The following is a 26,491-nucleotide window of genomic DNA, read 5'->3' on the forward strand; positions in this document are numbered from 1 at the left end:
TAGTCCTTTATTTATCATCACCAAAGAACGCCAGGATCTTGTCGGCAAGCTCCAGACCGATGTTGGCCTGTGCTTCTACCGTAGATGCTCCGATGTGCGGCGTAACGGACACCTTCGGGTGTTCGACCAGGGCCCGCAGGGGAGTGGGTTCGTTCTCAAAAACGTCCAGACCGGCACCGGCTACCTGACCTTCGTTCAGGGCTTCTACCAGCGCCTGTTCTTCCACAATACCTCCACGGGCAGTGTTGACGATGATCACGTTGTTCTTCATTCTGGCAAACTCCTCTTTACCGAGCAGCGGCTTGCCAATACCCGGAACGTGGAAAGTGATGAAATCGGCATGAGTTAGGGCATCTTCCCAGTCGACGGTTTCTACGGTTACCTTCAGGCTGAGGTTGGAAGGCTCGTAAAGCGTAATGTCGATATCGGCAGAATCAACCATGGGGTCGGTAGGCATAACGCGCATACCCAGGGCCAGACCGATACGGGCAACTTCCTGGCCGATACGGCCAAAACCGACGATCGCCAGGGTTTTACCGCGTAGTTGAACGCCGCTGGAATAATTTTTCTTCAGTTGTTTGAAATCCGCATCGGCGGCACGCATCTGATAGTTGGACTGATGTACCAGGCGAGCGAGATTAAACATGTGGGTAAAGGCCAGTTCGGCAACCGCTTTGGAGGAAGCCGCCGGGGTATTGAATACCGCCAGACCTTTTTCTTTTGCATATTGGTGGTCGACATTATCGAGGCCCACACCGGCCCGCGCGATCACTTTCAGGTTGGGGCATTTGTCGATCAGATCTTTGCGGATCTTGGTAGCACTCCGAACGATCACTACATCGTATTCCGGAAGCTTGTCGGCCAGTTGGTCCTGCGGGATCTTATCCGTGTCGACCTGGTAGCCGGCTTCTTCTAAAAGGGTTTTACCATCGGGATGAATCCCATCATTGGCTAATATCTTGATCATTTTTTACAGCATTTTTGTAAGCAGTGCAAAGAAAGATAAATTATGAGCGATCTGAAATGGTTTAGGCATTAAAATTGTCAGGATAGGATCAATAATTGGCGCTAAGTCCAATGTCTAAGAGACGGCAATGCAGGTTCTGGTTCCGATGAAAAACCGCAATTTGTGGTCCGTGAGGAGTTTTGAAACGTCTCTAAAAATGGTAGCTTTTTGGAAAGGGAGCTCTGGGATCTGGGAGTATATTAATTTGGCTGCTATTCTATCGCTGCAATCTGAGAAACCGGGGAAAAGACTTTCTAAGCGCTAGGCGGCTTAGAAAGTCTTTAAAAATATTATTAGTTCGCTTTTTCAACCACCGTTGGGAAGGTCACTTCGGTGTAGTGGTTGAATTTCCGCGCGCCTTTCAGGGCAAATTTGTGATTGCGCGCAAAACTAGAGAAAAAGGCAGATAATTCCTGCTTTTCCTTCTCTGTAAAGTTTCTGGAATCCGGACGCAGCAGATAACCGATGTGATCGATTGATCCGTCAGGCGACCAGAAGACCTGCAAAAAGGCCTGTACACCTTTGAGGTCGTAGTTGATCTTAGCGGCGTAAGCGTCTACTTCTTTCATGAGACCTACCCACTGGTCAAAAGCTTTGGTCATGTCAAAACCGGCGGCTTCCAGCAATGACTGATTGTAGTCCTGGGTAAGTTGTTCGTAAGCTTTTTCGTTTACCGTGCCCAGTTCAAAAGCCGCAGGTAGTTGCTCCTGGCCAAAAAGTCCTGTAAAAGAAAACAAGACGCATAGGGATACAATGAATTTCATATTTCTTTTTTTTTGCAAAAATACTATAGAAAAACAATTGAAACGTCGAATACTTAAACTTATTTTCTAATCCGTCTACGAAGTAGGTGACTCTTGCTCATGTACTTAGTCCATATATAGCCTTATCTTTGTCGAAAAAAGAAGGAGATTAACCAAAATTAGATTTAATATTGAAACTTCAATAAAAGCGCTTTAGCTCATGGCAATTGATATTATGTGCGCGATGATGGCTTTGTATGGTTTTTACCTGGGATATTCCCGGGGGATCATCAAAACCGTTTTCACAGTACTCTCTATATTTTTCGGGGTCGTTGCAGCTGCCAAGTTCGGGCCGGCTATGACGGAATTCCTGCAATCTGCATTCAATTACTACAATCCATTGATGTTTGTGGCGGGACTGATGCTGGCCTTTATCCTTACGATGGCCCTGATCCGCCTGTTGGCGAACGGCCTGGAAGGAATACTGGAAACAGCCAACATCAATTTCATCAACCAGACCCTGGGCGGTGCGGTACTTTCGCTGGCACTGGTGGCCGTTTTTAGCTTACTGGTACTGTTCGGAGACCGGGCTCATATCATCGACCGCCAGACCAAGCAGGATTCGGTAACCTATCCCATTTTGGAGAAAATGCCGGACAAACTGTTGCAGGTCGGCAAACTGGTCCGTCCGGTATTTACGGATTTCTGGAACTACTCTGTAGACTTTATGGATCGGCTGGAACGGATGAACAACATGGAAACCACCGAATCGGATAATATCTTTGACATTGAGGAAGACGACAATGATAATGACCGGTATAACACCAACAACCGATAAACATGATACAGTGGAAATATGCCGGATGAAGCATGATCGGATCGACTTTATCTGCAGCCGAAAATACGATATCCACGCTTAGATCCTATCCAAAAACCATCTATTGAACCTCATTTCCTCCTTCCGTAGCGCTGCTACGAAACTCGAAAATGACTTCGTGAGCACCCAAATCTGGTTATTTTCGACAGCAAAAACGGTTTCTGGATAGGCTCTTAGCCATCTTGACGATTGAAACCCGCAGCACAGCGGTTGCAAAAAAAAAAAAGGCGGCGGAACTGCAATGACAGTTCCGCCGCCTTTTTTTGTCCGGGCCGGAAGTTTATTTCCAGAACGGATCGCTGAAGCGCTCGTCGTAGATCAGTTCTTGGTCCGTAAGTGTACGCAGGAAGGCCAGAAGGGCTGATTTTTCCTCCTGACTGAAATTAAAGCGTACGGGCTGATCCGTTTGCATCGGATCGCGCAGGCGGAAATCCAGGTTCGGATGCATGTTTACGCCTTCGCTGTAGTGATCGATGACTTCTTCCAGCGTAGCGAAACGACCGTCGTGCATGTAGGGGCCTGTAATGGCTACATTTCTCAGGAAAGGCACTTTGAATTTACCTTCATCCGAGGCAACATTGGTAATGCCGCCTACACCCAGATCATTATCGCGGATCTCCAGTCCGTTGTGGGCAACCCGTTCGGCCTGGTTTGACATATCCGCACCGTGGCAGGAGGAGCAATTGTTGTTGAATAGCTGCTTACCCAGATTCTCCTGTTGGGTGTAATTAAGGAATTCGGAGAAGGGGGTATTGTGCTGATTCATACCTTCGTCAAATTTCGTTTTGGTGGAAACGAAAGAGTTGACAAATTCCTGCAGCGATTCCAGGATCCGGTCCTCGGTAACGACGGGTACGCCGAAAGCCTTACGGAACAAAACCTGATAATAATCTTCTTTTTGCAATTTTGCGGCCAGCTCGCCGAGGTCCATACCCATTTCCACTTTGTCCTGAATGGTCTGACGGCTTTGTTCGGCGATGGTCAGCGCACGATCATCCCAGAAGAAACCGGCGGAAGTAGACGCTTTGAAGTCCACGTCGTTGGAAGCCACGTTGACCAGTGTATTGCCGTTTACATCGGCCGTTCCGTAGGAAGACTGGAAATTGGCTGTAGCGGCCAGGGCCTGCGAGTTCCGTTTGGTCAATTCACCGTTAAAGCCTTCACTTTTGGCAACATCATCGGAGAAGGCCAGGCTTTGCTGGTGGCAACTGGCGCAGGATACCGAATTGTTTGCCGACAACTTGGTGTCGTAGAATAATACTCTACCCAGAAGCGCTTTGGTGTCACTGAGTTCCGGGGCCTGCATCCCGGTAAACTTCATGTGCGGAGCCAAAGTGGCCTGGTAGTCGATCTGATCGTTGGGAATGTTCAATACACGTTCCAGAACCGCGTAATCGGCCGGATCGTAAAAGCGGGTGGTGATTTCTTCCTGATCTTTAATGCAGGACGAGAGCAGCGTTGCCAGCATCAGGGACGAGAGCAGAAATCTGGTAAATTTAGTTGCCATGGTAGAGAGGTTAGTTAGGAAAAGTGATGTTTATAATAAAAACCACAATTCGATGAAAAAGGGTTGGGTGCCTTCGTCTAAAAAATTGAATTAGAGTTAAATAGGCACACTCTATAAAGCTAATCATTTTTTTTACCATTTGCATTCGGCGACGATAATTTTAACTTTAAATGTCGTTTATTTACCTTCGCAGGCGGAAAAATTTAAACCGGAAGGGGTTTGAAACACATTATGGAGGGTATGCAAGTGTAATTTTGGGTTCCGCCGCGGTAAAAAGATGAAGCAGATCCTGATCCGGATAACGGATTTACGGGAGACTGCAGTTAACTTTTTTACCCGAATGCGGCATCACGAAGCTCATGCGCCACCCGCATCCTGATTTTTCGAGCTCATGCCGGTAACTGTTGTAGATTCATACATAAAACCAATTACAATTATGTCATTATTAGCCGATAAAGTGGCACTGATCACGGGTGGTTCCCGGGGGATCGGCGCAGCGATTGCCTTGCGTTTTGCTGAGGAGGGAGCGGCCGTAGCCTTCACTTACCGATCTTCTGCCGAAAAAGCGAAAGCCGTGGAAGCCGAGCTGGCGGCCAAAGGCGTGCAGGCCAAAGGATACCAGTCGGATGCCGGCTCCTTTGAGCAGGCGGAGCAACTGGTGAAATCAGTACTGGAAGATTTCGGAAAGATCGATGTGCTGGTTAACAATGCAGGGATCACGCGCGATAATCTGATGTTGCGGATGACGGAAGAACAGTGGGATGAAGTAATTGCCACCAACCTGAAGTCTATCTTTAACCTCACCAAACAGGTGGTTCGGCCGATGATGAAAAATCGCGGCGGATCCATTATCAATATGAGTTCCATTGTCGGGGTGACCGGAAATGCCGGACAGGCCAACTACGCCGCGTCCAAAGCGGGGATCATCGGTTTCAGCAAATCCATCGCCAAGGAAATGGGATCGAGAAATCTGCGCTGTAACGTGATCGCACCGGGTTTTATCGAGACCGATATGACCGACGAGCTGGATGAAAAGACCAAAGCCGACTATCTGACCAACATTCCACTGAAAAGGTTGGGTAAAGGCAAGGAGATCGCGGACGCCTGCGTATTCCTGGGCTCGGATATGTCTACTTACGTGACCGGACAGGTACTGAGCGTGTGCGGTGGCTTAAATACCTGATGCCAGGTATCAGTAAGCAAAAGTCTGTATACTCGTTCAGGCAGAAAATAAAAAAGGTGGAAATCCGGCCCTTGCGGCCGGTATTTTCCACCTGTCTAATTTATCCCATGAACTTTATCTGTATCAGGCACCGACGGTCTCGCCCTTACGCAGGGCCTCGAAAGCCTTCCGCTCGGCATCACTGAGTTTCTTCGGGAAATTCACGTTAATTCTCACCAACAGATCCCCGTACTGGTCGGTTTTGCCGTACACCGGCATGCCCTTGCCTTTCAGGCGGAGCAATGCGCCCGGACTGGTACCTTCCGGTATCCGCATATTGACCGAACCGGTCATGGTCGGGATACTGATCTGGTCACCGAGTAGCGCGGTGTAGAGATCGACTTCCTGTTCAATGACGAGGTTATCGCCTTCCCGGTTGAAACGAGGGTCCGGATTGATCCTCAGTACGATGTACAGATCGCCGTTCTGGCCACCGTTTACGCCCGGATTACCTTTGCCTTTCAATCTCAGCTTCTGGCCGTCGTAGGCACCCGGTTTGATCTTGATCCGCAGGTTATCCCCGTTGACCGTAAACGTCCGGCTGCTGCCTTTATAAGCTTCTTCGAGGGTAATATCCATCTCGGCCTGCAGGTCCTGCCCGGTATAGGCGGCACGGGAACGCCCGCCCCGACCACCGCGCTGGTGCATAAAGGCCTCGAACGGATCGGTCTTATCCTGGGTACCCTGTCCGAAGAACATATCGAAAAAGCTGGAACCGCCGCCGCCACCGAAAAATTCCGAAGGATCGCCTTCAAAAACAAAAGTGTGACCGCCTCCCTGACCAAAAGGATTGCCCTGTTGGTACTGATTGGGATCAAAACCACTTTGCTGGAATGCTTCCCAGTTGGCGCCGAGTTGTTCGTATTTCTTGCGTTTTTCCGAATCGGATAAAACTTCGTAGGCTTCGGTGATCTCTTTAAACTTTTCCTCGGCGGCTTTATCGTCCGGGTTTTTATCGGGGTGGTACTTGGTAGCCAGCTTACGGTAGGCCTTTTTGATCTCCTTTTCCGTAGCCTTCTTGTCCACACCCAGTATCTGGTAATAATCTTTGTATTGCATATTTTTAGAATTTTGGGGTGGGGCCGGTAACGATCGATCGGTCGGTGCACGGTGGTTCGTTTCATTCCTCCATTCTAACTTTTGTAACCAACCTTATTGTTCGATCGCTTTACCCGTTGCCACACGTCTAAATACATTGCAAAGCTTATTCCAGTGCGGAAATGGCAGGGATTTTCGCTAAATAATCGGGAAGAAATGCCAATTTGACTGCCTGAGAACGAGGGAAATAGCAATTATGGCAGGGTAGGGGAAGTCGGGATAGCGTCAGGCTATAATCCGGGGCCAGGCATCGGATGGGAAACAGGGCTGTTTCGGGCTCCGATACCTGGCCTCCGCCATTAATTCGCTACGATATTGATCATGCGGCCCGGTACGACAATGACTTTGCGTACCGTCTTATCTGCGATGTATTTCTGTACATTTTCCATACCCAGCACGGAAGTTTCCAGCTCGTCTTTTTTGGCGTCGGCCGGGAAATCGACCGTGATCTTGGTTTTTCCGTTGATCGCGATCGGATAGGTGATGGAATCTTCTTTCAGGTACTCTTCGTTAGCTTCCGGATAGGTCGCCTTGTGTACGCTACCTTCGTTGCCCAGGCGATGCCACATCTCTTCGGCAATGTAGGGCGCAAAAGGAGCGATAAGTACTACCAGATCCTGCAGGATGGCCCGTTTGGGAGCATTGAGTTTACCCAGATCGTTGGTGGCCACCATGAAGGCCGGCACACAGGTATTGAAAGAAAAGCGTTCGATATCCTCGTTCACTTTCTTGATCGCTGTATGCAGGATCTTCAGTTCCTCTTTGGTCGGAGCATCGTCAGTGACGGCGAATTGCTCCTTATTATTAAAGAAGAGGTTCCAGAACTTGCGCAGGAAGCGGTAAACACCGTCAATCCCCTGCATATCCCAGGGTTTGGCCTGTTCGATCGGGCCCAGGAACATCTCGTACATCCGGAAACAGTCGGCACCGTAGCGCTCCACCACATCGTCCGGGTTCACTACGTTGAAATAGCGTTTGGACATTTTGCCCACCTCGCTGCGGGTAACGAGCTGGCCGGCGTCATTGGCTATGAACTCGGCCTCCTTGTAATCCGGACGCCAGTCCTTGAACTGCCCGATGCCCTCGGCCGTCAGGTGGGACGTATCCTTACCGTAATCGCTGACGAAATCCACGTGGACGGGGATCAGCGCAAATTCGGTATCCGGATAATTCTCCAGCAGGTCCGCCGAAATGAAGGTACGGGTCGCATCGTCTTCTTCGGTCTTGATCAGGTGGATGAACTCGATCACACCCTGGATCATCCCCTGGTTGATCAGCTTCTTGGCAAACTCCTTTTCGGGCACCAGTCCGAGATCGTAGAGGAAATGGTTCCAGAAGCGACTGTACAAAAGGTGACCGGTAGCGTGCTCCGACCCACCGACGTACAGATCGACGTCCTTCCAGTAATTGATCGCTTCCTTGGAGGCGAAGGTATCCGTGTTGCCCGGATCCATATAGCGGTACCAGTACCAGGAGGAACCCGCCCAACCCGGCATGGTAGACAATTCGTATTCGTACTGATCCTGGTATTTCCAGTTCTCGGCCCGGGCCAGTGGTGGCTCTCCGGTTTCCGTCGGCAGGTATTTATCGACCGGCGGCAACAAGAGTGGTAATTCGCTTTCTTCGATCAGGTAGGGTACTTCACCGTTCCAGTATACCGGTACGGGTTCGCCCCAGTAACGCTGACGACCGAAGATGGCGTCGCGGATCCGGTACTGGATCTTGCCTTTACCCAGGCCTTTTTCTTCCAGCCAGGCGATCAGTTTCGGCACGGCCTCGTCGTAGGTCAGCCCGTTGATCATGCCGGAGTTGATGTATTTTCCTTCTTTGGTCGCGTCGGCCGCCTCGTCGATATTCTCCTGAGCATCGAGGATCGGACGGATCGGCAAACCAAAGTGCGTGGCGAAATTCCAGTCGCGCTGATCACCGGAAGGTACGGCCATTACCGCGCCGGTTCCGTAACCGGCTAGCACGTAATCCGCGATGTAGATCGGCACTTTCTCGTCATTAAACGGATTGATACAGTAGCTGCCGGTAAAGGCGCCGGTGACGGTCTTCACCTCCGCCATCCGTTCCACTTCGGAGCGGGAAGCTGCCCATTTGATATATTGGTCTATCTCATCCTGTTGTTCCGGCGTCGTGATCTCGGAAACCAGATCGTGTTCCGGGGCCAGACACATAAAGGTCACCCCGTAGATGGTGTCCACCCGGGTGGTAAATACCTCGATCTTGGTGCCCGGGTCATTTTCCAGCGGAAACCGCACGCTGGCGCCCTGCGAACGTCCGATCCAGTTGCGTTGCTGTTCCTTCAGGCTTTCGGGCCAGTCGATATTATCGAGGCCGTAGAGGAGCCGGTCGGCGTAGGCCGTGATCCGCATGCTCCACTGTTTCATCAGCTTGCGCTCTACGGGATAGCCGCCGCGTTCGCTGACGCCGTCCTTCACTTCGTCATTTGACAATACCGTACCCAGCGCAGCGCACCAGTTGACGTAACTTTCCTTGGGGAACGTCAGCCGGTATTGCAGGAGAAAGAGCTGTTGTTGCTCCTCGCTCATCGCGTTCCAGTCGGCAGCGGAGATTACCGGGGTATCGTCGTCGCAGGCGGCTTTTACCGCAGCGTTCCCTTCGCGGGCCAGGCGTTCGATCAGTTGCTCGATGGGGAGCGCCTTATCGGCCTCCTGGTCGTAGTAATGGTTGAACAACTGCATAAAGATCCACTGTGTCCAGCGGTAATATTTGGGATCGCTGGTGCGGATCTCGCGGCTCCAGTCGAAAGAGAAGCCCATATTCTCCAGTTGCTCCCGGAAACGCTGAATGTTCTTATCAGTGGATACGGCCGGGTGGATACCGGTCTGGATCGCGTACTGTTCGGCGGGCAATCCGAAAGAGTCGTAGCCCATGGGGTGCAGTACGTTAAAACCTTTGAGACGCTTGTAGCGGGCAAAAATATCGGAGGCGATGTAGCCCAGTGGGTGTCCGACGTGCAGCCCCGCCCCGGAAGGGTAGGGGAACATGTCCAATACGTAAAATTTGGGACGGGCGTCCTGCTCTCCCGCAGCGGGAGTTTCTACCCGGTAGACCTTTTGGTCTTCCCAGAACTTTTTCCACTTTTTTTCAATATCCCGCGGTTGATAATCCATTTTTATTGAAGTTTAAAACGCTTGGGGCCATTGGTGAGGGCCGTATACTATTTACGTAAAGGCCTCCGGAAAAATTCCAAATGGCGCATTTTCTCAAAATAAGTCGCGAAATTAGGGAAAAAAATTGACGATGTGATTATTGTAGGTCAATGGGATGAATTTGTCGAAATATTAGGGAACTTCACGGAATCCTCTTTTTTTTGCCGGGTTGTTGGAAATAATGACCAAACTGAAAATTCTTAACAAAAAGATACGGTTATGAGAAGCTTGATCAAGCTTGGTTTACTTTTAGTAGCGGGAATATTAGTGTATAACTTCTTTTTCGGTGATGAGACCGAGAAGGCCCAGTCCCGCGAGATCTTCGAAAAAGTTGGTGATCTTGGCCGGGCCGGGATCAATTTACTGAGAACCGAGAAGGAAAAATTCGATGACGGTAAATACGACGACGCGCTGGATAAGATCGGCGGTCTTTTCGATAAGGTCCGGGATAAAGCGGAGGATTTGAATGATTCCGAATTGTTGCGGGATATCAGCCGGCTGGAGAAGAAGAGGCAGGATCTGCAGGAACGGGTAGACCGCAATGCGCCACAGGGGTATTCCGACGCGGAAAAGGACAGTCTGCAGAAAGAATGGAAATCCCTGATGGAAGAAAGTGAAGAAGTAATGAAGCGACTGGAGGATCAGTGATCAGCCGGTGTTGCTTGAATAACTATGGAGTGTACGGATCGGTCCGGATGACGACGGGTCCGTACACTTTGATTCCCTCCGTTCTTTTAACCTGACGACACTCGTATGCCGGCAATTTGTACGGCACGGCTATTTTTCGCTCTCGGGTTTTACGGCCTCTTCTTTTTCTTTTTTGGTGGTAGTTTCCACCTCTTCAATAACTTCTTCTATCTGAGTACGTGGCCGGATCGTCAGACTGTTATCCATCCAGGAGTGGGGATATTTGAACAGCACGTACTGCAAACGGTATATTAATACGCCAATCATCAGACCGACCAAAGCTCCCAGCAGTACATCTTTCAGAAAGTGTTTGATCAGATAGATCCGGGAAATGCCGACCATCACCGGCAAAGCTAGTAAAATGACTGAATTGACCCGTTTGCGCGGTACACAGAGCGCCAGGAAAGTATAAAGGGCAAACGCAGACATGGTATGGCCGGAGGGAAAACTATTGGCACCCATATTGATCGAAACCCCCTCAATCGTCTTGATCAACCCATCCAGACCGTTTTCCTGGAACCACCGGAATGGCCGCGGGTGACTGAATATGGATTTCATCAGGGCACTGACCAGGGTAACCGCCAACCCAACGAAAGGGATCATGATCAGGTGCCGGTAACTGTAAAAAATGAGGATCATCCCAACGGCGATATAGGCGATCTCCTCGCCCATCTGGGTGCCATAGCGGAAGAAAAAATCTCCGAAACCCGTCCTTCTTCGATTGAAAAAGAGAATATCATCACCCTGAGCGATACCCAGATAAATGCCGAAGCCGATCAGCCATAAGATAAAAAATGTAATGAAATACATTCTGTTTTCCCGCCATATCCTTTGCCAACTGGCGGGGTGGGTCACTTCAGTCATACGATCATATTCACGTTGGGCATCGAGGGCGTTGATCCGGGACCTGGAATGATGTTTAAGGCTCTTCGGTTCAGTGGCCTGTAAGCCACTGCTAACGCGCCAGGTGCATTAAATTAGGGTAAATTAATTCAGTTACAACTCCGGTACAGTAAAATATTGTCACCCACCATCATGGGGAAGGGCGTGCAAGAGGTGGGAAAAGTCAGGATCCGGCAAAAAAAAGTGGCGCACACTTTAGCGGGATCACCAAAATTATCAACCTCGGAAATATTCCTGTCTGGCGTTGCGGTAACCACAAGGTATCGCAATTGGAACGGAAACTTTTTAGGATTTGTTCTCCCGTTTTTTGAAGATCTTTCGGAAAAAAGCGCTGTAGCGATCCATATTCACCAATTTGGAATCATTCATGGCTTTGCGCGTCAGTACAATACCGATCGGGAAAAGAATGGCGCAGGGAACCCAGCCGGCCAGTGCGGCGGGTAGCACGAAGGTCTCGGCGATCTTGCGGCAAAAGATCGTCAGGATCACAAAAAGCATGAAGAAGATAATGGAAACGAGAATGGGATAACCGAAGCCGCCTTTGCGTACGATGGCTCCCATCGGGGCACCGATGAAAATGAAGATCATGCAGACCACCGCCATACTGTACTTGGTGTGCAGTTCGTAGATATGTTTTACTTTGGACTCACGCATGCCGTCCAGCGTGCGGATAGCCGATTCGGCCTGGCTCTGAATACCGCGGGCGGCGCTTCTCGATTTGCTGTAGAATTCGGCCCGGTCCCGCTGGCTCACCATATCGATCACCGTTTGGAAGGCGGCGGTGGTGTCAATATCTTCGAACAGCTCCACTACCTTTTTGCTTAAGCCTTTTCTTTCGGTCTTTTTGATGACCTTGGCCTGGGTGATCAGTTTTTTGGGCCGGTCCAGGCGGGTGGGATCTATTTTGGGTTGATCCGTCTCCGATGCGTCAACCGTAGAGGATGTATCGAACGTTTCCTGTACTTCTTCTTCCAAAGCAGCGGTATCCACTTCATCCTGCGGATTGACGGTGATCGTATCCAGGGCCGGGGTATCGATGGTAGTCATGAAGGAATCCCGAATGCCCATCAGGGAATCTTCCCGGGCCTTGATCATATCCTCTTCCTCGGCACTTTCGGTGAGAAAAGTACTGTCGGTAGCCATAAAGCTGAAATAACTGGCTACCTGATTGGACAAGCTCTTCTGTCGCTGGATGATCTTCAGCTCTATGGAATCGATGGCGACCTGCAGCTGACCGCTGCTGAGCATATTCCGGTTCTGCTTGAAAAGTTCTTCGTTGGTCCGGGCCAGTTGGAACTCTGACAGGTCAAAGATCTTGGTCCAGGTTTTATAATTGGTGCGGACAAACGGAAAATGAGATCCGCCACCCCGTACCGAAGTGGGCGCCGTTTCGATATACTGATGACCGTTGCGGAGATGCATTACGAAGTACCGGCCGTCTTCGGAAGCGAACATTTCTCCGCTTTCCGCCGTGATCTCGGTGAGCAGCCCGCGGCTGGCTTCCGAGTGGTCGTACATGATGACATCCTCGATGGAGCGATCGTTGGTCCCTTTCCGGCCGATGTGGATGGCGAAATTGTCAAAATCGTCATTAAATACGCCGGCATCCAAGCGAAGCGCCGGTTTCTGCCGCTGGATATCGTACATCCGGGAACCGAATTTCAAATTGGCTACCGGGATCAGGTTATTCGAACAGAGGTAAGAAAAGATGGTACAGCAAAAGGCAAAAATGATGAGCGGCCGCATCACCCGCAGCAGCCGGGTACCGGCCGATTTAAAACTGGAAAGCTCGTAGTGTTCGGCCATTCCGCCCAGTACCATGACCGAAGAGATCAGGATGGCCAGAGGTAATGCCATCGGGATCAGCCCCACGCATTTGTAGGCGATCAATTCCACCAAAATAAAAAAGCCCAGTCCCTTGCCTGCGATATCATCGATATACAACCACAGGATCTGCATCAACAACACAAACATGGCGATTGCGAAGGTGACGATGAAGGGCCCGATAAAGGTGCTGATCATTAAGCGATCCAGCTTCTTCATAGATGGATGGTATTAATTCAATTTGCCAGTCGCAAAGATAGCCCGATTGGATCAGTTGGTCTAATAATTTCGGGAACCTTAGCTTTTTTTTGACACTTTGGCCCTTTGTGTTGAGGGGTTAGCGTGTGGATGTGTGAAAGTTTGATGTGGAAATGTGCTAAAGTTCGAACGTGTGAACGTTGGGGTTCCCGGCTCCTAAATCACTGAAATTCCACATATTCAACCATTTCGCCACCCAACATTCACACATTTCCACGTATACACATTCACACCTCAAAAAAAAATTCCACCCACGCTGTAACAAACCCAAATCCCATCCGTCCTCCTTTCGAAACCAAAGCAAAAACATCACACGACTGTGAGTTTGAATACATTTAAAGATACTATCTGGCCCATTCGCGATAAGCTGTATCGCTTCGCCCTGAGGATCGTGCAGAACACGACGGAGGCCGAAGACGTGGTGCAGGATGTATTGTCCCGGCTTTGGCGAACGCGGAAGAACTGGGACCAGATCGATAACCTGGAAGCCTGGAGCATGCGGATCACCCGGAATATGGCGCTCGATCACCTGCGATCCCGTCGTTACCGGCGTACCGAAGGAGTCGACGGACTGACGCAGGTGTCGAGCGAAACGGTGAGCCCGCTGGAGCAGGTAGAACAACAGGATGCCATGTCGCACATACAGCAATTGATGCAGGAATTACCCGAAAACCAGCGCATGGTACTACATCTGCGGGAAATCGAGCAGATGAGTTACCAGGAGATCGCGGATCTGTTGGATATGCCAATGACCCAGGTAAAAACCAACCTGTTCCGCGGTAGAAATAAATTGAAAACGGCATTATTAAAGCGTGAAAGCTATGGAATATCAACCAATCAAAGATCTGCTTGACCGGTACTTCGAAGGAGAAACGACCCTGGAAGAGGAAAAACAACTCCGGGCGTATTTCACCGACGGCCCGGTGGATAAACGCCTGCAGCCGTACGCGCCGCTGTTTCAGTGGGCTGCCCGGGAGCAGGAACAGCAACTGGAGCTAGCAAAGGCTTCGCAGATGATCGACCGGATCGAACGGAAGGAGAGCCGGATCGTCCGGCTGGGTACGGGCCCCCGACTCTGGATACTGCGGGTTGCTGCCGTGCTGGCGCTCCTGGTCGGGATGTGGTGGGCTTACGAATTCCGCCAGACGACCGATCAGACGGCCGAGGTGGATTGGTCCAAATACGAAATTACGGACGAGAGGGAGGCCCTGAACATCACCCGCGGGGCGTTTTTGCGGGCATCCAAAACCCTGAATGAAGGCGCAAACGCTGCGGCAGAACAAATGGACCGCATGCAGGAGATCGGAAAATTTTTCAAATAAAAAAACGGCCCTTTTCCGGGCCGAACATCCTCAATACATAAATTTAAAACAATGAAATACGGAAAAACGATGCTGGTCGTTCTGGCCATTCTTATGGGCAATAGCGTCTTCGGGCAGGCTAATGCCATCGACAAATACTTCAAGCAGTACCTCGATGATGAACGCTTCTCGGTGGTATACATCAGCGCCCGCATGTTCCAGCTTTTCGATAAGATCAACGTCGATGAGATGGATATGGATGATGATGAAGCCAAAGCCATGTTTGATATGGCTAAAGATCTGAGAGGACTGCGCATTCTTTCTACCGACCGGGATCCGGAGGCCTTTTACGAAGAAGCCAAAAACAAGATCAACACCCAGGAATACGAGATCCTGATGACGGTGCGCAGCAAAGGGGACGACAATGTGGATTTCCTGATCAAGGAGGAGGGCGATACGATTACCGAATTGCTACTGCTGGTGGGCGGCCACGACTCTTTCTCCCTGCTCAGCTTCGTGGGCAAGATCGATCTCGATAAGGTTTCCAATTTTGCCAAAGAGATCGAAAAGGAATAACGTTTTCCACTCCCCCCGATTTTCCCTGTATTACACCTACTGTAAAAACATTCAACCATGAGAAACATTCTTTTGTACGCTCTGCTGGCGTTACTGCCGGCAATGGCCAGCGGTCAGTCCAAATACATCACCCAGTTTTACAATCACTACAAAGCGCAGGAAGAGGTAACCAACCTCAATCTTCGCGGTTTTGTCCTGAGTCTGGCCAGCACCTTTACGGACGATAAAGACGCCAAGAAGATCCTGCGTAAGGTGTCCCACCTGCGCCTGCTGATGATGGAAGACGAAAATCTGGTGAGCCCCCAGCAATATACTTCCCTGATCCGGGGCATCAAATCCGACCACTTTGAGGAACTGATGATGCTGCGCGAAGAAAACCAGCGGATCGAGTTCTTTCTGCGCGAAGAAGGAGAGACCATCACCGATGTGCTGATGTTGCTGCACGGAGACGGCGAATTCCTGATGCTCAGCCTGGAGGGAGCTCTGAAATTCAGCGACCTCAATAACCTGAAGCTGGATATCGACGGCGGCGAACACTTCAGTAAAATACCGGATCGCAAGCCCAAAGCCTGATCCGGACGGGAGGTGGAAAAGGCGCTCCGGGACTCTGGACGGCTTTTCCACCTTCCTACTTTTTTCTCTCCGTCTCCCTTTCCGTTTTGCTGCAAACGCTTCCGTTCCCTCCACTGACTTTTCCGGCGATCTACGCAATAAGCCTTCTTAAAAAATCATTGTTGTACTACGCTTTTTGTTTGAAACTTCCCGGCTATGAACACACACACCGGTGGTTTCCTCAACCCATAAACCGTAGAACATGCGTAAGATCACCATCGCATTCAGCCTCTGGCTAAGTGCGCTCGGGGCTGTATTCGCCCAATCTCAATTCCCACTCTCCGACGCCATTTGGGAAGAAGAAACATTTTCCACCGCCGGGCAGTTTGTTCGCTACCGGCTGCTCTGTGGAGATACCACCATCAACGAACAAAACTACGCCAAGATCTATGACATCAGTTTCCCGTTTGACGGGGAAGGACTACCCACCGACACCGTGCCGCCGGCCTTTTACGCCGGAGGACTCCGCGCCGACGGGAATGAGGTGTTTTATGTAGAGCCGGGAGGAACGGAAGACCTGCTGCTTTACGATTTCAGTCTCGAAGCGGAAGAATCAATTGAGTTGCCCAATACCACCCTGGGTAATGCCGGGACCTACAATGTGACCAATGTGGATACGATTAAAGTGAACGGTGAAGATCGTCGCCGGATCTTCCTGGAAAGTGTATTCGGGGGCACCGAAGATGTCTGGGTAGAAGGAGTCGGTAGCGTCGTATACGGCCTGCTGGACCGCGGACTGGCCCTGGTTTTCGATTACGGCTCCTCCCTGAACTGTCTGCAACTGACGGCCGAAGGATCCATTTTTCGTCCGGATGCCAACGGCGATTGCCGGATGGCCGTAACGGGCTGCGGAGAAATCATCAGCAGTACGATCGATCGCAGTATATATGCCGGTCAGATCCAGGTCTATCCGAATCCCAGTCCGGGCACTGTCAACATCCGGCTTCCCCGGGATGGAGCCAACTGGCAGATCGAACTGTGGAGTCTGGAAGGGAAATTTATTGAAATGAATAACTCCCGGGATGGCAGTTATGACTGGAGCCATCTGCCGCGGGGTACTTATCTGCTGCAATTCATCAGGGATGGCCGGAAGGTATACAGTGAAAAACTGATAATCGGAAGATAAGAGACTGATGTGAGAAAGTGGAAAGTTCGCTTACCGTTAGCACGGGGGGCTTTCCACTTTCAGACCTGTTTGCTTTTGCCCATGCCGGTCGGTTCGTTCTTTTCCTTCTTGGGCACGGGATCATAGCCATGCGGCCCCCAGGGGTGGCATTTACCGATCCTTTTCAGTCCGAGCCACACGCCTTTAATGGGCCCCCATTCTTCAATGGCCTGGACCATATAATGGGAGCAGGTCGGTTGAAACCGGCACTTAGGCCCCAGTAGGGGCGAGATTGCGGCCTGGTAGAACCGTATCGGGAGGATCAGTATTTTTTGGAAAAGCTTTTTCATAAGCAATATTGCGCCGCAGCAACTACGACTTCCAGATTAAACTTTCTTTGCTCTCTCCCTTTTCAAACAAAAACATGCCCTTTTGGTTGCCCGGCCCGATCACGTTCACCAGGTTTTTTTGGTCTTCGAAAGCATCCATCAGAATTTCGTTGGTGATGGTCAGCTCACGAACGCTTTTTACGCCGGTGATCTCCAGATAGCACCACATGCCCATCAGGTCTTCGGTCACTTCCTTACCGAGGAAGGTGGGTACCAGGGACTGGCCGTCCACTTCCAGACGGAGGTGTTCGGTGAGATACGCTTCCAGGTGGCCTTCGGCGGATTCATCCTCTTTCTCCGTGCAGATAAATAAGCGGTCAATCCCCTGCCGACGCAGGGCCTCTTCGGTATCGTCGATGAAAATGTGCAGGCTGATCTGGATAGCCGATTCCCGGGTATTGTACTCGATCAGGCATTTGCTGAGGTGGAATTCGTGCCATTCGGCATCGGGCGTAATCTGGGGCTTCAGCGGTACTGCCGCCAGGATGGCCGTACTCAATAGCAGTAGAAGTGTGTGCATGGCGTAGTGAGTTAAGCTTTGGGAATTTTGATGGTATAACGCAAAATTAGGTCCAATTGGTGTTTCCCTGGGAATTTGTGAAGACTAAAACCCCAAATTTTGGACCACAATTTTGTTCCTTGCCGACAACAGTATACATTTGAGCAGATTAAATTAAACGCAGTGCTGAATCTATTTAGATCCAACCAACTCATCTTAGGGGTGTTCCTGCTGGGCTACGCCCTTATACTGCGTTTCTGGCTGTTGTTTGCGGCCGAACCGACCAAGATCGATCCGGATTTCCATTTACTCTCCAACTGGCTTTGGAACGAATTGAAAGAGCCGATCTGGCTGCCCGCACTGGCTACATCGCTCATCATCTGGATCCAGGCCCTACTGATCAATTCGGTGGTGGCGAGAAACCGTATGGCTACGGAGATCAATCTTTTTCCGGGGCTTTTCTATATTCTGGTCTGTAGCGCATTACCGGTATTTCAGGAGTTTTCCCCCATTCATCTGGCGAACACCTTTTTGATTATCGCTCTGGGACAGATATACCGCATTTATAAGCAGAACCGCTGTATGGATAACCTGTTCAATGCCGGTCTGGTGATCGGTCTGGCCAGCTTGTTCTACAGTCCCTATATCCTCTTCCTGTTGCCCATATTGTTCGGCCTGAACAGTCTGCGGGCATTTAGCCTGCGGGAATGGATGGCAGTGATCATCGGCGGAGCTATCCCGCTACTCTGGCTACTGATCTTCGGCTTTTTGAATGATAACCTGGCGTTGCGCTGGGATGCCTGGACCTCACAGCTGTCCTTTATGGATATTCAGTGGCGTGCCCTGCGGCAGTACGAGATCATTGGCTTGCTGATCATGGCGGCGCTGATCGTGGCGGTGGTACTAAATTACAATGCCAATATTCAGAAGACGATTATTGAAGTGCGAAAGAAAATCGATATGCTCTACTGGATCCTGTTCTTCGGTTTGGTAGTTACGATCTTCAGCGCTTCGGTAGGTATGGTGAACCTGTTGACGGTGGCGCTCCCCTGCGGTATCTTACTATCCTTTATGTTTACCCGAATGTCGCGGGCCAACGCGGAACTCGTCCACCTGTTTCTGTTGATCGGGGTGCTCGTATATCACTATCTGACCTTTGCCGGCGTGCTTTAGAATCTCCGCCAGAGCTTTTCCTTTTCCCGTTCTGATTTTGTCTTTTCGAAGGTATCCGGATCGAGGAAGGGAGCTTCGGGTAATTCGCTTTCTTTCTGCCAGGAGTATTCGTTCGGGCGTTCATCCTCTTCGATCTTTTCCTTAAACCAGTAAGCTACAAAGATGCCGATGAGGGCGCCGTAAAGGTGGCTTTCCCAGGAGATGCCCTCCTGCCCGGGCAGGATACCCATCATCATGGAACCGTAGTAGAACGCCACGATCAGCGCCAGGGCGATGGAACGAATATTGCGCCGGAACATACCGCTCCAGAAAACGAAGGCCACCAGACCGTAAATGACTCCGGAAGCCCCGATGTGGTAAGTATAGCCCCGGCCGAATAGCCAGACCGCCAAACCGGTCATCCCGTAGATCATCAGGTAGGCCGGTATGGCTACTTTTCGATAGAAGTAAAAAATGATGGCGCTCAGCACAAAGAGTGGGGGTGTATTGGAGAGCAGGTGCCCCCAGTCCGAATGGAGCAGGGGAGAAAACAGGATCCCCCAGATGCCGTCTGCGTCCCGCGGTAAAACACCCCAGGAACTCAGGCGAATGCCGGTTAACCACTGCAAGCTATGGATCAGCCAAAGTACCGCTACCATGATCCCCGGCAGGAGTAAACTATTATACAGATGTTTGGCTTTTTCCTGAAGCATGGTGGTTGTTGATTTGATCAGTGGGGTTGATGATGCAGGGTATCCGGCGCCCGGTGAAGAGTTCCGGATACCCTAATCATTTAAACGAATCGCCGGCGAACATGTTTAATGAAGTCGCGCGCTACATCGCTCTTTTCTCCGTCGGTCCAGTCGTAGCGATCGGCCTGCTCTTCCAGGTAAGCTCTGGCCTGATCCATATTGTCCATATCGTTCAGCTGTTTCAGAGCCGCATTGAACAGGTTCGCATCTTTATTGAACAGGTCGTTGGTATACAACAGCCGGTCGTTGATGGAAAGACCTTTGGTGAGATCCCGCAACGGTTGCAGGCTTAGCTTTTCGGACAATTCCTTGGCTTCGCGCTGATCGAACAGTGCTTTTACTTTCGGATTGCTGCTGCCCTGACTAAAAGTTGGTTCTGGCCGCGGAGTCGGTGTGGGTGCCGGCGTGGTCCGCTGCACGGGTTTGGGCGGCGGCGGTGCCGGCTGGCTTACTTTAGCCGGTTCGGCCGGAGCATCGGAGATCTCGATGATCTTCGGTGGCGTGTACTTTCGCTTCGGTGGCTCGGGGGCGGCTTCTTTCTCCGTCGGGGGCGCTACGATCTCCAGTTCGGGATTGCTGCCGCCGGAGGTGGCTCTGGCCGTTTTGGTACCGGAGTTGTTAACGCTGCCATTCGAGGCGCCGTCGAGATAAGCTTCGTAGAGCTGACGAATGTAACTCAGCATCAGGTCTCTTTCAATAGAAGCAATGGGCCCGTTGTCCAGGGAAAGGCTATCGTTGAGGGTGTTGATTTTTTTTAATAAAACTTTCGCTTGTTGCAGATTCATTCTAAAGTTTTTTCTTCTTTAATTTTTCTTTAATTTGGCAACGCATCCAAAATTAATTCTATTACAGCTTATATCAAATTTTGCGCGATAGAATACCGGATTTTTTCCACCAATCCCGATTCAGTAGCGTGGGTATCCGGTAACCGGCGTCCGGCCGGGGAGTTGAAAGTCGGGCAGCGGGCGCCTGAAAACCCGTAGCGAACACCCTGAATCGAGTACCGAAAATCACAGATCAAATATGTTTTTAGAACCTCATTTTCGCGGCCAGCGCAGCGGATGGATAGAAGTTATTTGCGGTTCGATGTTCTCCGGGAAAACGGAGGAACTGATCAGACGGCTGAAGCGTGCCAAGATCGCGAATCAGAAGGTAGAAATTTTCAAACCGAAAGTGGATACCCGCTACGATGAGATCAAAGTCGTATCGCACGATTCCAATTTTATCCTTTCCACGCCCATCGATCACAGCAGCAAATTGCTGAAGCTGTCGGATGAGAGTACCGTAGTCGGTATCGATGAAGCCCAGTTCTTCGACGAGGAGCTGCCCCGTCATTGCCAGGATCTGGCCCTGCGTGGGATGCGGGTCATTGTAGCCGGCCTCGATATGGATTACAAGGGACGACCTTTCGGCCCGATGCCCGATCTACTGGCGGTGGCCGAGTACATTACCAAGGTCCACGCGATCTGTCAGCATTGCGGAAATCTGGCGACGCATTCCTACCGGCGGGTGGTGGAAGACAAGACGGTGGTACTGGGCGAACAGGATGTTTACGAGGCCCGATGTCGTTCCTGTTACCAAATGGGAAATATTTTGAATTTGCAGACGACCGACAAGAAGAAAAATTAAGCGAGGGAAGGAAAAATTTCCACATTGCCATATATTTAAGTTATATTTATAACAAATCATAATTGAAGAAAAACATGAACCAAGCAGTGAACTGGTATACCCTTACGCTTGGGGCCTTCTTCACCATTGCGGTGCTGGGCTCTTACGCGGGGGAAGGGGAGAAAGAAACAGCAATTCAAACGGAAACCACTCAAAACAACGCAATTCCGCAGGTCATCGAGCCGGTTGACCTGGATAAACCATTTGATTTTGCCGGTGAGTCGCTCCCGATGGAATCATTCGACGTTCGGGAACGCCTGGATAATGAGTTGACCCTTAATACTTACCGACACGGCAATACGCTGCTGAATATTAAAAAATCCTACCGCTATTTTCCCATCATCGAAAGAATACTGCGCGAGCATGACCTGCCCGAAGATCTTAAATATATCGCCGTTGCCGAAAGTGATCTGAGCAATGCCACTTCGCCCGCCGGAGCCAAGGGGTTCTGGCAGTTTATGACCAGTACCGGGCAGTATTACGGACTGGAGATCAACAAGCAGGTGGACGAACGCTATCACCTGGAAAAAGCAACAGTAGCTGCCTGTAAATACCTGAAAGATTATTACAAGAGATTCGGAAGCTGGTCCCTGGCGGCAGCAGCTTACAACATGGGCGGTACCCGGATGAGCCGTGAATTAAAGGCGCAAAACGCTACTACTTTTTACGATCTCAATCTGAACCACGAGACCATGCGGTACCTCTTCAGACTTGTTGCGATGAAGGAGATCATGAGCGATCCCCGGAAGTTCGGATTTTACATTGAGGCGGAGGATGGATATCCGGAACTGAGCGATTATCGTGAAGTAGAAATTAATACGGCCATTGAGAATCTGGGAACTTTCGCCGATGAACACGACGTGTCATATAGAGATATTAAAGTATATAATCCATGGCTAATATCTTCAGGCTTAACGAATAGCGCTCGTAAAACATATTTGATTCGAATACCAAACAAGAAATTTTAACAAACTTTCAAAAGCACAAAATTTGCATTTTATTATTATTTTGTTGAACTTAGAGAATGTTTCATTCAAAAGTTTTTTGCCTATTTAAAAATTCCTCATTTCATTTTAATTAGAAATTTTATTTCCGAAAACTTCTGTTTCAACAATTTAAATGTTCTGGAAAGCATTTGAAAGCAAATATTAATTTTGGACGCAAGATATTGATACTCAATAAAATATGACACTTTTTTCCTGAAAAGATTGGTGGTTTCAGAAATTGTTTTTTATCTTTGTGCTGCTCTTATATCCGGAGCCTCCTAATAACCCAAAAAACGTTCAAAAACTTTAATTTTTTTTGAACCAAACGCTGACTTAGGCGTTTTTCTTGATTGGGGACAATCCAAATGAAATAGATCAGCATTTATTTGCTGTTTACACGATATAAACAAATTGTTTTAAAGATTATAACTGGGGTTTAGTTTTATTTCCGAAAAGTGTAGCCATGTGCTGCACTTTTCTCTTTGTATAAGGCCCTGTCAGCCAATGAGTTAGCCTACTTCGGCCAGGCCATATACCCGTCTTCCAGATTGAACAGGCTTTCAAAACCCATATCCGACATCATTTCGCAGGCCCGGGCACTTCTTCCTCCCGACTGGCAGTATACCAGATAGGTTTTATCTTTATCGAGTTCACCGATCTTTTTCTGAAAATCCGGATCGCTAATATCGATCGTCAGAGCTCCATCGATCACGCCGGCTTCTACTTCACCGGGAGTACGTACATCCAGTACTACCGTGTTATCCGCACTCATTTTTTGCTGGAATTCGGCTACACTGATATTTTCGAAAGGCGCCCGGGGAGCATCCGCCGTGGTTTTTTCCGAATCGGATGTCTGGTCGGCACCGGCATTATCTCCACAGGAAATAGCGGTGAGGGCCAGACAAAAGAGGAAACCCAGGATAATTGATCTTCTCATAATTATTGGTGTTAATTGTTATGGATTATAGTGGTTGAACGATCAGGCCGTTTTTGAGACGGGGTTGAAAAAAGGTCGCCTTAGGTACCAGCATCAGCCCCAGGTTCGATACCTGCAGAAAGTCGTCCGGGAGGATAGGATACAGGATAAAACAGATCCCCCGGGGCAGACTGCGGATCTGGCGATCGAGCTTTTGTACATTTTCAACTCCTTCAATATAATGGATCCGACTGTCCGTCCGAATATTGCTTACCTGCAAAAGGCCGACCAGAATATGCTGCTGTAGCAGATCGACATCGAGGATCGGACGGAGCAATGTTTCGGTAGCCAGATAAACCGGGTTCCAGGTGAAACTATACCAGGTCGACTCGCAGACAATACTCATCTGGTGCTTACGCTGCGGTAGTCCGGGATCTTCCAGTACCTCCATTTTGCCCAGTCGGGCCAGTTGTGCAAGCAATTGCCGCTCCGGAGTGTCGGATAATTCAACAAAGCGGTGAAAGGCTCCGATCTCGAGTTCATCTTCCGGAAAATAGGCCGTCATTACCGCTGCAAAGGGTGTCGGTTGTTCCGGATCCCTTTCCCGGTAGAGCCGGGCGAAGGAAGCGAATCGGTGGTGACCGTCGGCAATGGCCACCTGCTGCAGCTTCTCCCGAAAGAGGTTTTGGATAGTCGCCTGATCTTCCACCTGCCGGACCTGCCAGAGTGTATGGATCTCACCGTCATCAAATACTACCCGCTGAATGGGCGCGTACTGCCGGGTGAATTCCCGAAGCCAGGACCGGATGGCCGGTTCGTGGCGATGGACGAGCAGCGCCGGTTTTACGGCCGCCTTTCGTTCCTGCAGCAGGTTGATCTGGATCTGCTCCTTGCTGCGGATGGTCTTTTCGTGTTTTAGTACTTTTCCCCGGATATAGTCTGCAATGTGGGTGGTGCAGATCAATCCGGTAGCGGTCTGCCGGGCGCGTTGCATTCGGAATACGTAGAACGCCGGGGCTGCCGTCGGCAGAAAAAACTGCTCCTGTTGAAAAGCATTGTAATGCTCCTTTACCGACTCGAAAAAGTGATGCTGATCAGGGATTAAACTCAGATTCGGCAGTAATCCTCGAAAGGGTAATATATTCATAAAATGTTTTCGATCCTACGGTTATACCGACGTAAAACTGGCTTAGTTTCTAAGGGGCAAAGCCCGACAGGGCCAAACCAATTTGAATACAGCATATACTGACCGAAGCGATTTTAGGGATCCTGACTGTCATCGGCAGGTCGAGACTAGACCGCTTCGCATCAAGTATAAATGTAAGGAAAATTCCGAGCTCTCAAGGTGCTCCGTTTCGCGAAAATTGCCGCGATCCTAAATTCCGAACTTTTTATACCCCTGACGGTGTTTTATTGGTAGTATTTAAAATTATAAGATATTATGGAAAAGAAAGTATCCTTCACCGATCTCATAAATAGCGACACTCCTGTTTTGGTAGATTTTTCTGCAGAATGGTGTGGTCCGTGTAAAGCTATGGCCCCCATTTTGAAACAGCTGGTCGGCGAGATCGGAGAAAAAGCCCGCGTGATCAAAGTTGATATTGATAAAAATCCGGCTATTGCCAGCCGGCTGCAGATCCACGGTGTTCCCACTTTTATTCTTTTTAAGAACGGGGAGATCAAGTGGAGACAATCCGGTATGCAATCGGCGCACCAGCTTAAGCAGGTGATCGACGAGCACGCAGTGGTATAAAGTACGAAAGATCAGCAGTACGTGCGCCCACAGGGGAGGCCGCAATGGCCCCGCTGCGGGTGCCGGTCTGCAAAATGGGGTGGCGGAACCGTCGGCTACGAAAAAAATTAGTAATTTCCCGGTCTAAACCAGTGGATATTCAATGGGACTGTTTGATCGATTGTTTGGTAATGGTTCGGAAGAACAAACGCAACCCAAAATCAAGTTTGGACGATACAGCGATTCGTATAAAAGTCCGTCCAGCTACGAGGCGTGGGATGCGGCTTTGGAAAAGTTTGAAGCGAAGGAATACCTGGCTTCCTATCGGGCCTTTTTTGATTATCTGCGGGATGAAAATGAAGACAATGTAAAGCTGCGGGAAACGGAGACCGGTATTCATTTCGATCTGTTCCAGGGATCCAAAAAGATCAGCGGTTTTGTCGACGATCAAAAGCTGAAAGCGGAATCCAAGGTAGCCCATACCGAGAAGTTTCGCGTGGCCTTCATGCGGCGACTGGTAGAGCTCAACTACGAGTTGGAATACAGCCGGTTCGCCCTGGATAAAGAAGGCAACATTACCATCATATTCGATACCTACACGATTGACGGCTCTCCCTACAAGTTATACTACGCCCTCAAAGAAGTGGCTACCAAGGCCGATAAGCAGGATGACCTGCTGCTGGATGAGTTCAAATCTTTAAAACCCGTAGACGTAGACCACCTGGAGATCCTGTCGGATGAAGAGAAGGAGGTCAAGTGCGACTACATCAAAGAGCAGATCCAACGGACGTTGGACGAAGTAGACAACGGCCGGCTCAATAAGGATAAATACGCGGGAGGAGTCGCCTACCTGCTACTCCACCTGATCTACAAGCTGGATTATCTTATCAAACCGGAGGGTTTCATGATGGAGGTGCTGGAGCGCCTGCATCGGCTGTATTCCACCAAAGATGAAAAACGGAGCATGGCCGAACTCAACCAGATCATCTGCAAAGAACTGCGGACACTGCTGGAACGGCCCCGGGAAGAGTTTTACAAAGAGATGTACCGGGTACCGGCTACTTTCGGGATCACGATGCCCGTTAGTCACGACCGGGTTGTAAGCCTCATCGATGCCGAGCTGCACCAAATGGACTGGTATCTGGATAATGGCTACGATAAGATCGCCCTGGCCATTCCCGGATTTATTTGCAGCTACTGCATGTTCATTTACGCCATTCCCCATCCGGGCCGGGAATTATTCCATTTGTATTTCGAAATTACGGAGTCTGATTATTTTAAGGCATTGGGCTTTCCTAATTACTACTACGATACCACGACACACACCTTCGATAAAAAAGCGATCAAAAAGACCATCCGCCGGATCGTGGATGATCACCGGGACCGTTTTCACAAACTGGTTTTCCCTACCGGATCGCTTGATTTCACGACATTGGCTCACTTTGCCCGCTCCTACCTGCAGATCATCCGTAACCTGGATATGACCAAGGTAGACTAAG

General features: G+C 49.9%; 26 protein-coding genes. 13 read left to right on the forward strand and 13 right to left on the reverse strand.

All coding sequences use genetic code 11. The annotated features are described in order from the left end of the window. Window positions 1-7: 7 nt before the first annotated feature. Both CRP01_RS20755 and CRP01_RS20760 read right to left on the reverse strand, forming a co-directional pair. Window positions 8-967, reverse strand: a complete 960-nt coding sequence (locus CRP01_RS20755; protein WP_099152022.1) for a D-2-hydroxyacid dehydrogenase — start codon at window positions 965-967, stop codon at window positions 8-10. Between the two features lie 332 nt (window positions 968-1,299). After that, window positions 1,300-1,770 carry a hypothetical protein gene (locus tag CRP01_RS20760; protein WP_099152023.1) on the reverse strand — a complete coding sequence of 157 codons (471 nt, stop codon included), beginning with the start codon at window positions 1,768-1,770 and terminating at the stop codon, window positions 1,300-1,302. Between the two features lie 199 nt (window positions 1,771-1,969). Here CRP01_RS20760 and CRP01_RS20765 point away from each other — a divergent pair, with 199 nt between their 5' ends. After that, window positions 1,970-2,587, forward strand: a complete 618-nt coding sequence (locus CRP01_RS20765) for a CvpA family protein (RefSeq protein WP_099152024.1) — start codon at window positions 1,970-1,972, stop codon at window positions 2,585-2,587. A 319-nt stretch (window positions 2,588-2,906) separates the two neighbouring features. Here the strand turns inward: CRP01_RS20765 and CRP01_RS20770 are convergent, their stop codons facing one another. After that, window positions 2,907-4,133 (reverse strand): cytochrome-c peroxidase, encoded by a 1,227-nt coding sequence (locus CRP01_RS20770; RefSeq protein WP_143473474.1) that lies wholly within the window; start codon window positions 4,131-4,133, stop codon window positions 2,907-2,909. 436 nt (window positions 4,134-4,569) lie between these two features. Here CRP01_RS20770 and fabG point away from each other — a divergent pair, with 436 nt between their 5' ends. After that, entirely contained in the window at window positions 4,570-5,316 is a 747-nt protein-coding gene (gene fabG / locus CRP01_RS20775; RefSeq protein ID WP_099152026.1) for a 3-oxoacyl-[acyl-carrier-protein] reductase, read from the forward strand. A gap of 123 nt (window positions 5,317-5,439) precedes the next feature. On the opposite strand, the gene CRP01_RS20780 is transcribed toward fabG, so the two are convergent. Continuing rightward, window positions 5,440-6,414 (reverse strand): DnaJ C-terminal domain-containing protein, encoded by a 975-nt coding sequence (locus CRP01_RS20780; RefSeq protein ID WP_099152027.1) that lies wholly within the window; start codon window positions 6,412-6,414, stop codon window positions 5,440-5,442. A 338-nt stretch (window positions 6,415-6,752) separates the two neighbouring features. Further along, a complete protein-coding gene (locus tag CRP01_RS20785; RefSeq protein WP_099152028.1) occupies window positions 6,753-9,593 on the reverse strand; it encodes a leucine--tRNA ligase in 2,841 nt (946 codons plus the stop codon). Window positions 9,594-9,851: 258 nt separating this feature from the next. Between CRP01_RS20785 and CRP01_RS20790 the strand changes: the two genes are divergently transcribed. Continuing rightward, window positions 9,852-10,280, forward strand: a complete 429-nt coding sequence (locus tag CRP01_RS20790) for a hypothetical protein (protein WP_099152029.1) — start codon at window positions 9,852-9,854, stop codon at window positions 10,278-10,280. 129 nt (window positions 10,281-10,409) lie between these two features. On the opposite strand, the gene CRP01_RS20795 is transcribed toward CRP01_RS20790, so the two are convergent. Together CRP01_RS20795 and CRP01_RS20800 are read right to left on the reverse strand one after the other, a co-directional pair. Then, on the reverse strand, window positions 10,410-11,183 hold the full coding sequence (locus CRP01_RS20795) for a phosphatase PAP2 family protein (protein WP_099152030.1): 774 nt from the start codon (window positions 11,181-11,183) through the stop codon (window positions 10,410-10,412). A gap of 324 nt (window positions 11,184-11,507) precedes the next feature. Continuing rightward, window positions 11,508-13,265, reverse strand: coding sequence for an LptF/LptG family permease (locus CRP01_RS20800; RefSeq protein WP_099152031.1), 1,758 nt, complete (start codon window positions 13,263-13,265; stop codon window positions 11,508-11,510). Between the two features lie 358 nt (window positions 13,266-13,623). Here CRP01_RS20800 and CRP01_RS20810 point away from each other — a divergent pair, with 358 nt between their 5' ends. From CRP01_RS20810 to CRP01_RS20830, 5 genes are all read left to right on the forward strand, one after another. Next, a complete protein-coding gene (locus tag CRP01_RS20810; protein ID WP_170110473.1) occupies window positions 13,624-14,157 on the forward strand; it encodes an RNA polymerase sigma factor in 534 nt (177 codons plus the stop codon). Further along, window positions 14,126-14,626: a hypothetical protein gene (locus CRP01_RS20815; RefSeq protein ID WP_099152034.1), complete on the forward strand. Its 501-nt coding sequence runs from the start codon at window positions 14,126-14,128 to the stop codon at window positions 14,624-14,626. Before CRP01_RS20810 ends, CRP01_RS20815 begins: the two co-directional genes overlap by 32 nt. Before the next feature lie 51 nt (window positions 14,627-14,677). After that, window positions 14,678-15,181, forward strand: coding sequence for a DUF4252 domain-containing protein (locus CRP01_RS20820; protein WP_099152035.1), 504 nt, complete (start codon window positions 14,678-14,680; stop codon window positions 15,179-15,181). A gap of 57 nt (window positions 15,182-15,238) precedes the next feature. Continuing rightward, on the forward strand, window positions 15,239-15,754 hold the full coding sequence (locus tag CRP01_RS20825) for a DUF4252 domain-containing protein (protein ID WP_099152036.1): 516 nt from the start codon (window positions 15,239-15,241) through the stop codon (window positions 15,752-15,754). A gap of 241 nt (window positions 15,755-15,995) precedes the next feature. Next, window positions 15,996-16,919, forward strand: coding sequence for a T9SS type A sorting domain-containing protein (locus CRP01_RS20830; protein ID WP_099152037.1), 924 nt, complete (start codon window positions 15,996-15,998; stop codon window positions 16,917-16,919). Between the two features lie 59 nt (window positions 16,920-16,978). Here the strand turns inward: CRP01_RS20830 and yidD are convergent, their stop codons facing one another. Together yidD and CRP01_RS20840 are read right to left on the reverse strand one after the other, a co-directional pair. Next, the gene (yidD, locus tag CRP01_RS20835) at window positions 16,979-17,248 is read right to left on the reverse strand and encodes a membrane protein insertion efficiency factor YidD (protein WP_099152038.1); all 270 of its coding nucleotides are present in this window, start codon (window positions 17,246-17,248) and stop codon (window positions 16,979-16,981) included. Between the two features lie 22 nt (window positions 17,249-17,270). Then, complete coding sequence (locus tag CRP01_RS20840; RefSeq protein WP_099152039.1) at window positions 17,271-17,807, reverse strand: DUF6702 family protein; 537 nt, start codon at window positions 17,805-17,807, stop codon at window positions 17,271-17,273. Between the two features lie 162 nt (window positions 17,808-17,969). On the opposite strand from CRP01_RS20840, the gene CRP01_RS20845 reads away from it, so the two are divergent. After that, entirely contained in the window at window positions 17,970-18,959 is a 990-nt protein-coding gene (locus CRP01_RS20845; protein ID WP_099152040.1) for a DUF6427 family protein, read from the forward strand. On the opposite strand, the gene CRP01_RS20850 is transcribed toward CRP01_RS20845, so the two are convergent. Both CRP01_RS20850 and CRP01_RS20855 read right to left on the reverse strand, forming a co-directional pair. Beyond that, the gene (locus tag CRP01_RS20850; RefSeq protein WP_099152041.1) at window positions 18,956-19,651 is read right to left on the reverse strand and encodes a rhomboid family intramembrane serine protease; all 696 of its coding nucleotides are present in this window, start codon (window positions 19,649-19,651) and stop codon (window positions 18,956-18,958) included. The genes CRP01_RS20845 and CRP01_RS20850 overlap by 4 nt on opposite strands. 80 nt (window positions 19,652-19,731) lie before the next feature. Continuing rightward, the gene (locus CRP01_RS20855; RefSeq protein WP_099152042.1) at window positions 19,732-20,475 is read right to left on the reverse strand and encodes a hypothetical protein; all 744 of its coding nucleotides are present in this window, start codon (window positions 20,473-20,475) and stop codon (window positions 19,732-19,734) included. A 238-nt stretch (window positions 20,476-20,713) separates the two neighbouring features. Here CRP01_RS20855 and CRP01_RS20860 point away from each other — a divergent pair, with 238 nt between their 5' ends. Both CRP01_RS20860 and CRP01_RS20865 read left to right on the forward strand, forming a co-directional pair. Continuing rightward, entirely contained in the window at window positions 20,714-21,319 is a 606-nt protein-coding gene (locus tag CRP01_RS20860) for a thymidine kinase (protein WP_099152043.1), read from the forward strand. Between the two features lie 74 nt (window positions 21,320-21,393). Then, window positions 21,394-22,326: a lytic transglycosylase domain-containing protein gene (locus CRP01_RS20865; protein ID WP_099152044.1), complete on the forward strand. Its 933-nt coding sequence runs from the start codon at window positions 21,394-21,396 to the stop codon at window positions 22,324-22,326. A 532-nt stretch (window positions 22,327-22,858) separates the two neighbouring features. On the opposite strand, the gene CRP01_RS20870 is transcribed toward CRP01_RS20865, so the two are convergent. Both CRP01_RS20870 and CRP01_RS20875 read right to left on the reverse strand, forming a co-directional pair. Then, entirely contained in the window at window positions 22,859-23,281 is a 423-nt protein-coding gene (locus tag CRP01_RS20870; RefSeq protein WP_099152045.1) for a rhodanese-like domain-containing protein, read from the reverse strand. A 25-nt stretch (window positions 23,282-23,306) separates the two neighbouring features. Further along, window positions 23,307-24,407: a DUF1015 family protein gene (locus CRP01_RS20875; RefSeq protein WP_099152046.1), complete on the reverse strand. Its 1,101-nt coding sequence runs from the start codon at window positions 24,405-24,407 to the stop codon at window positions 23,307-23,309. A 294-nt stretch (window positions 24,408-24,701) separates the two neighbouring features. Here CRP01_RS20875 and trxA point away from each other — a divergent pair, with 294 nt between their 5' ends. Both trxA and CRP01_RS20885 read left to right on the forward strand, forming a co-directional pair. Further along, window positions 24,702-25,013, forward strand: a complete 312-nt coding sequence (gene trxA / locus CRP01_RS20880) for a thioredoxin (RefSeq protein ID WP_099152047.1) — start codon at window positions 24,702-24,704, stop codon at window positions 25,011-25,013. A 142-nt stretch (window positions 25,014-25,155) separates the two neighbouring features. After that, window positions 25,156-26,490: a type III secretion system chaperone family protein gene (locus CRP01_RS20885; protein WP_099152048.1), complete on the forward strand. Its 1,335-nt coding sequence runs from the start codon at window positions 25,156-25,158 to the stop codon at window positions 26,488-26,490. Window position 26,491 lies beyond the last annotated feature (1 nt).

It is taken from the genome of Flavilitoribacter nigricans DSM 23189 = NBRC 102662 (assembly GCF_002646595.1).
In the GTDB taxonomy this organism is placed as follows: domain Bacteria; phylum Bacteroidota; class Bacteroidia; order Chitinophagales; family Saprospiraceae; genus Flavilitoribacter; species Flavilitoribacter nigricans.

Bases quoted from the DNA above. Each gene is read 5' to 3' on its own strand.
- CRP01_RS20755 (WP_099152022.1), bottom strand. From the start codon at position 967: ATGATCAAGATATTAGCCAATGATGGGATTCATCCCGATGGTAAAACC.
- CRP01_RS20760 (WP_099152023.1), bottom strand. From the start codon at position 1,770: ATGAAATTCATTGTATCCCTATGCGTCTTGTTTTCTTTTACAGGACTT.
- CRP01_RS20765 (WP_099152024.1), top strand. From the start codon at position 1,970: ATGGCAATTGATATTATGTGCGCGATGATGGCTTTGTATGGTTTTTAC.
- CRP01_RS20770 (WP_143473474.1), bottom strand. From the start codon at position 4,133: ATGGCAACTAAATTTACCAGATTTCTGCTCTCGTCCCTGATGCTGGCA.
- fabG (WP_099152026.1), top strand. From the start codon at position 4,570: ATGTCATTATTAGCCGATAAAGTGGCACTGATCACGGGTGGTTCCCGG.
- CRP01_RS20780 (WP_099152027.1), bottom strand. From the start codon at position 6,414: ATGCAATACAAAGATTATTACCAGATACTGGGTGTGGACAAGAAGGCT.
- CRP01_RS20785 (WP_099152028.1), bottom strand. From the start codon at position 9,593: ATGGATTATCAACCGCGGGATATTGAAAAAAAGTGGAAAAAGTTCTGG.
- CRP01_RS20790 (WP_099152029.1), top strand. From the start codon at position 9,852: ATGAGAAGCTTGATCAAGCTTGGTTTACTTTTAGTAGCGGGAATATTA.
- CRP01_RS20795 (WP_099152030.1), bottom strand. From the start codon at position 11,183: ATGACTGAAGTGACCCACCCCGCCAGTTGGCAAAGGATATGGCGGGAA.
- CRP01_RS20800 (WP_099152031.1), bottom strand. From the start codon at position 13,265: ATGAAGAAGCTGGATCGCTTAATGATCAGCACCTTTATCGGGCCCTTC.
- CRP01_RS20815 (WP_099152034.1), top strand. From the start codon at position 14,126: ATGGAATATCAACCAATCAAAGATCTGCTTGACCGGTACTTCGAAGGA.
- CRP01_RS20820 (WP_099152035.1), top strand. From the start codon at position 14,678: ATGAAATACGGAAAAACGATGCTGGTCGTTCTGGCCATTCTTATGGGC.
- CRP01_RS20825 (WP_099152036.1), top strand. From the start codon at position 15,239: ATGAGAAACATTCTTTTGTACGCTCTGCTGGCGTTACTGCCGGCAATG.
- CRP01_RS20830 (WP_099152037.1), top strand. From the start codon at position 15,996: ATGCGTAAGATCACCATCGCATTCAGCCTCTGGCTAAGTGCGCTCGGG.
- yidD (WP_099152038.1), bottom strand. From the start codon at position 17,248: ATGAAAAAGCTTTTCCAAAAAATACTGATCCTCCCGATACGGTTCTAC.
- CRP01_RS20840 (WP_099152039.1), bottom strand. From the start codon at position 17,807: ATGCACACACTTCTACTGCTATTGAGTACGGCCATCCTGGCGGCAGTA.
- CRP01_RS20850 (WP_099152041.1), bottom strand. From the start codon at position 19,651: ATGCTTCAGGAAAAAGCCAAACATCTGTATAATAGTTTACTCCTGCCG.
- CRP01_RS20855 (WP_099152042.1), bottom strand. From the start codon at position 20,475: ATGAATCTGCAACAAGCGAAAGTTTTATTAAAAAAAATCAACACCCTC.
- CRP01_RS20860 (WP_099152043.1), top strand. From the start codon at position 20,714: ATGTTTTTAGAACCTCATTTTCGCGGCCAGCGCAGCGGATGGATAGAA.
- CRP01_RS20865 (WP_099152044.1), top strand. From the start codon at position 21,394: ATGAACCAAGCAGTGAACTGGTATACCCTTACGCTTGGGGCCTTCTTC.
- CRP01_RS20870 (WP_099152045.1), bottom strand. From the start codon at position 23,281: ATGAGAAGATCAATTATCCTGGGTTTCCTCTTTTGTCTGGCCCTCACC.
- CRP01_RS20875 (WP_099152046.1), bottom strand. From the start codon at position 24,407: ATGAATATATTACCCTTTCGAGGATTACTGCCGAATCTGAGTTTAATC.
- trxA (WP_099152047.1), top strand. From the start codon at position 24,702: ATGGAAAAGAAAGTATCCTTCACCGATCTCATAAATAGCGACACTCCT.
- CRP01_RS20885 (WP_099152048.1), top strand. From the start codon at position 25,156: ATGGGACTGTTTGATCGATTGTTTGGTAATGGTTCGGAAGAACAAACG.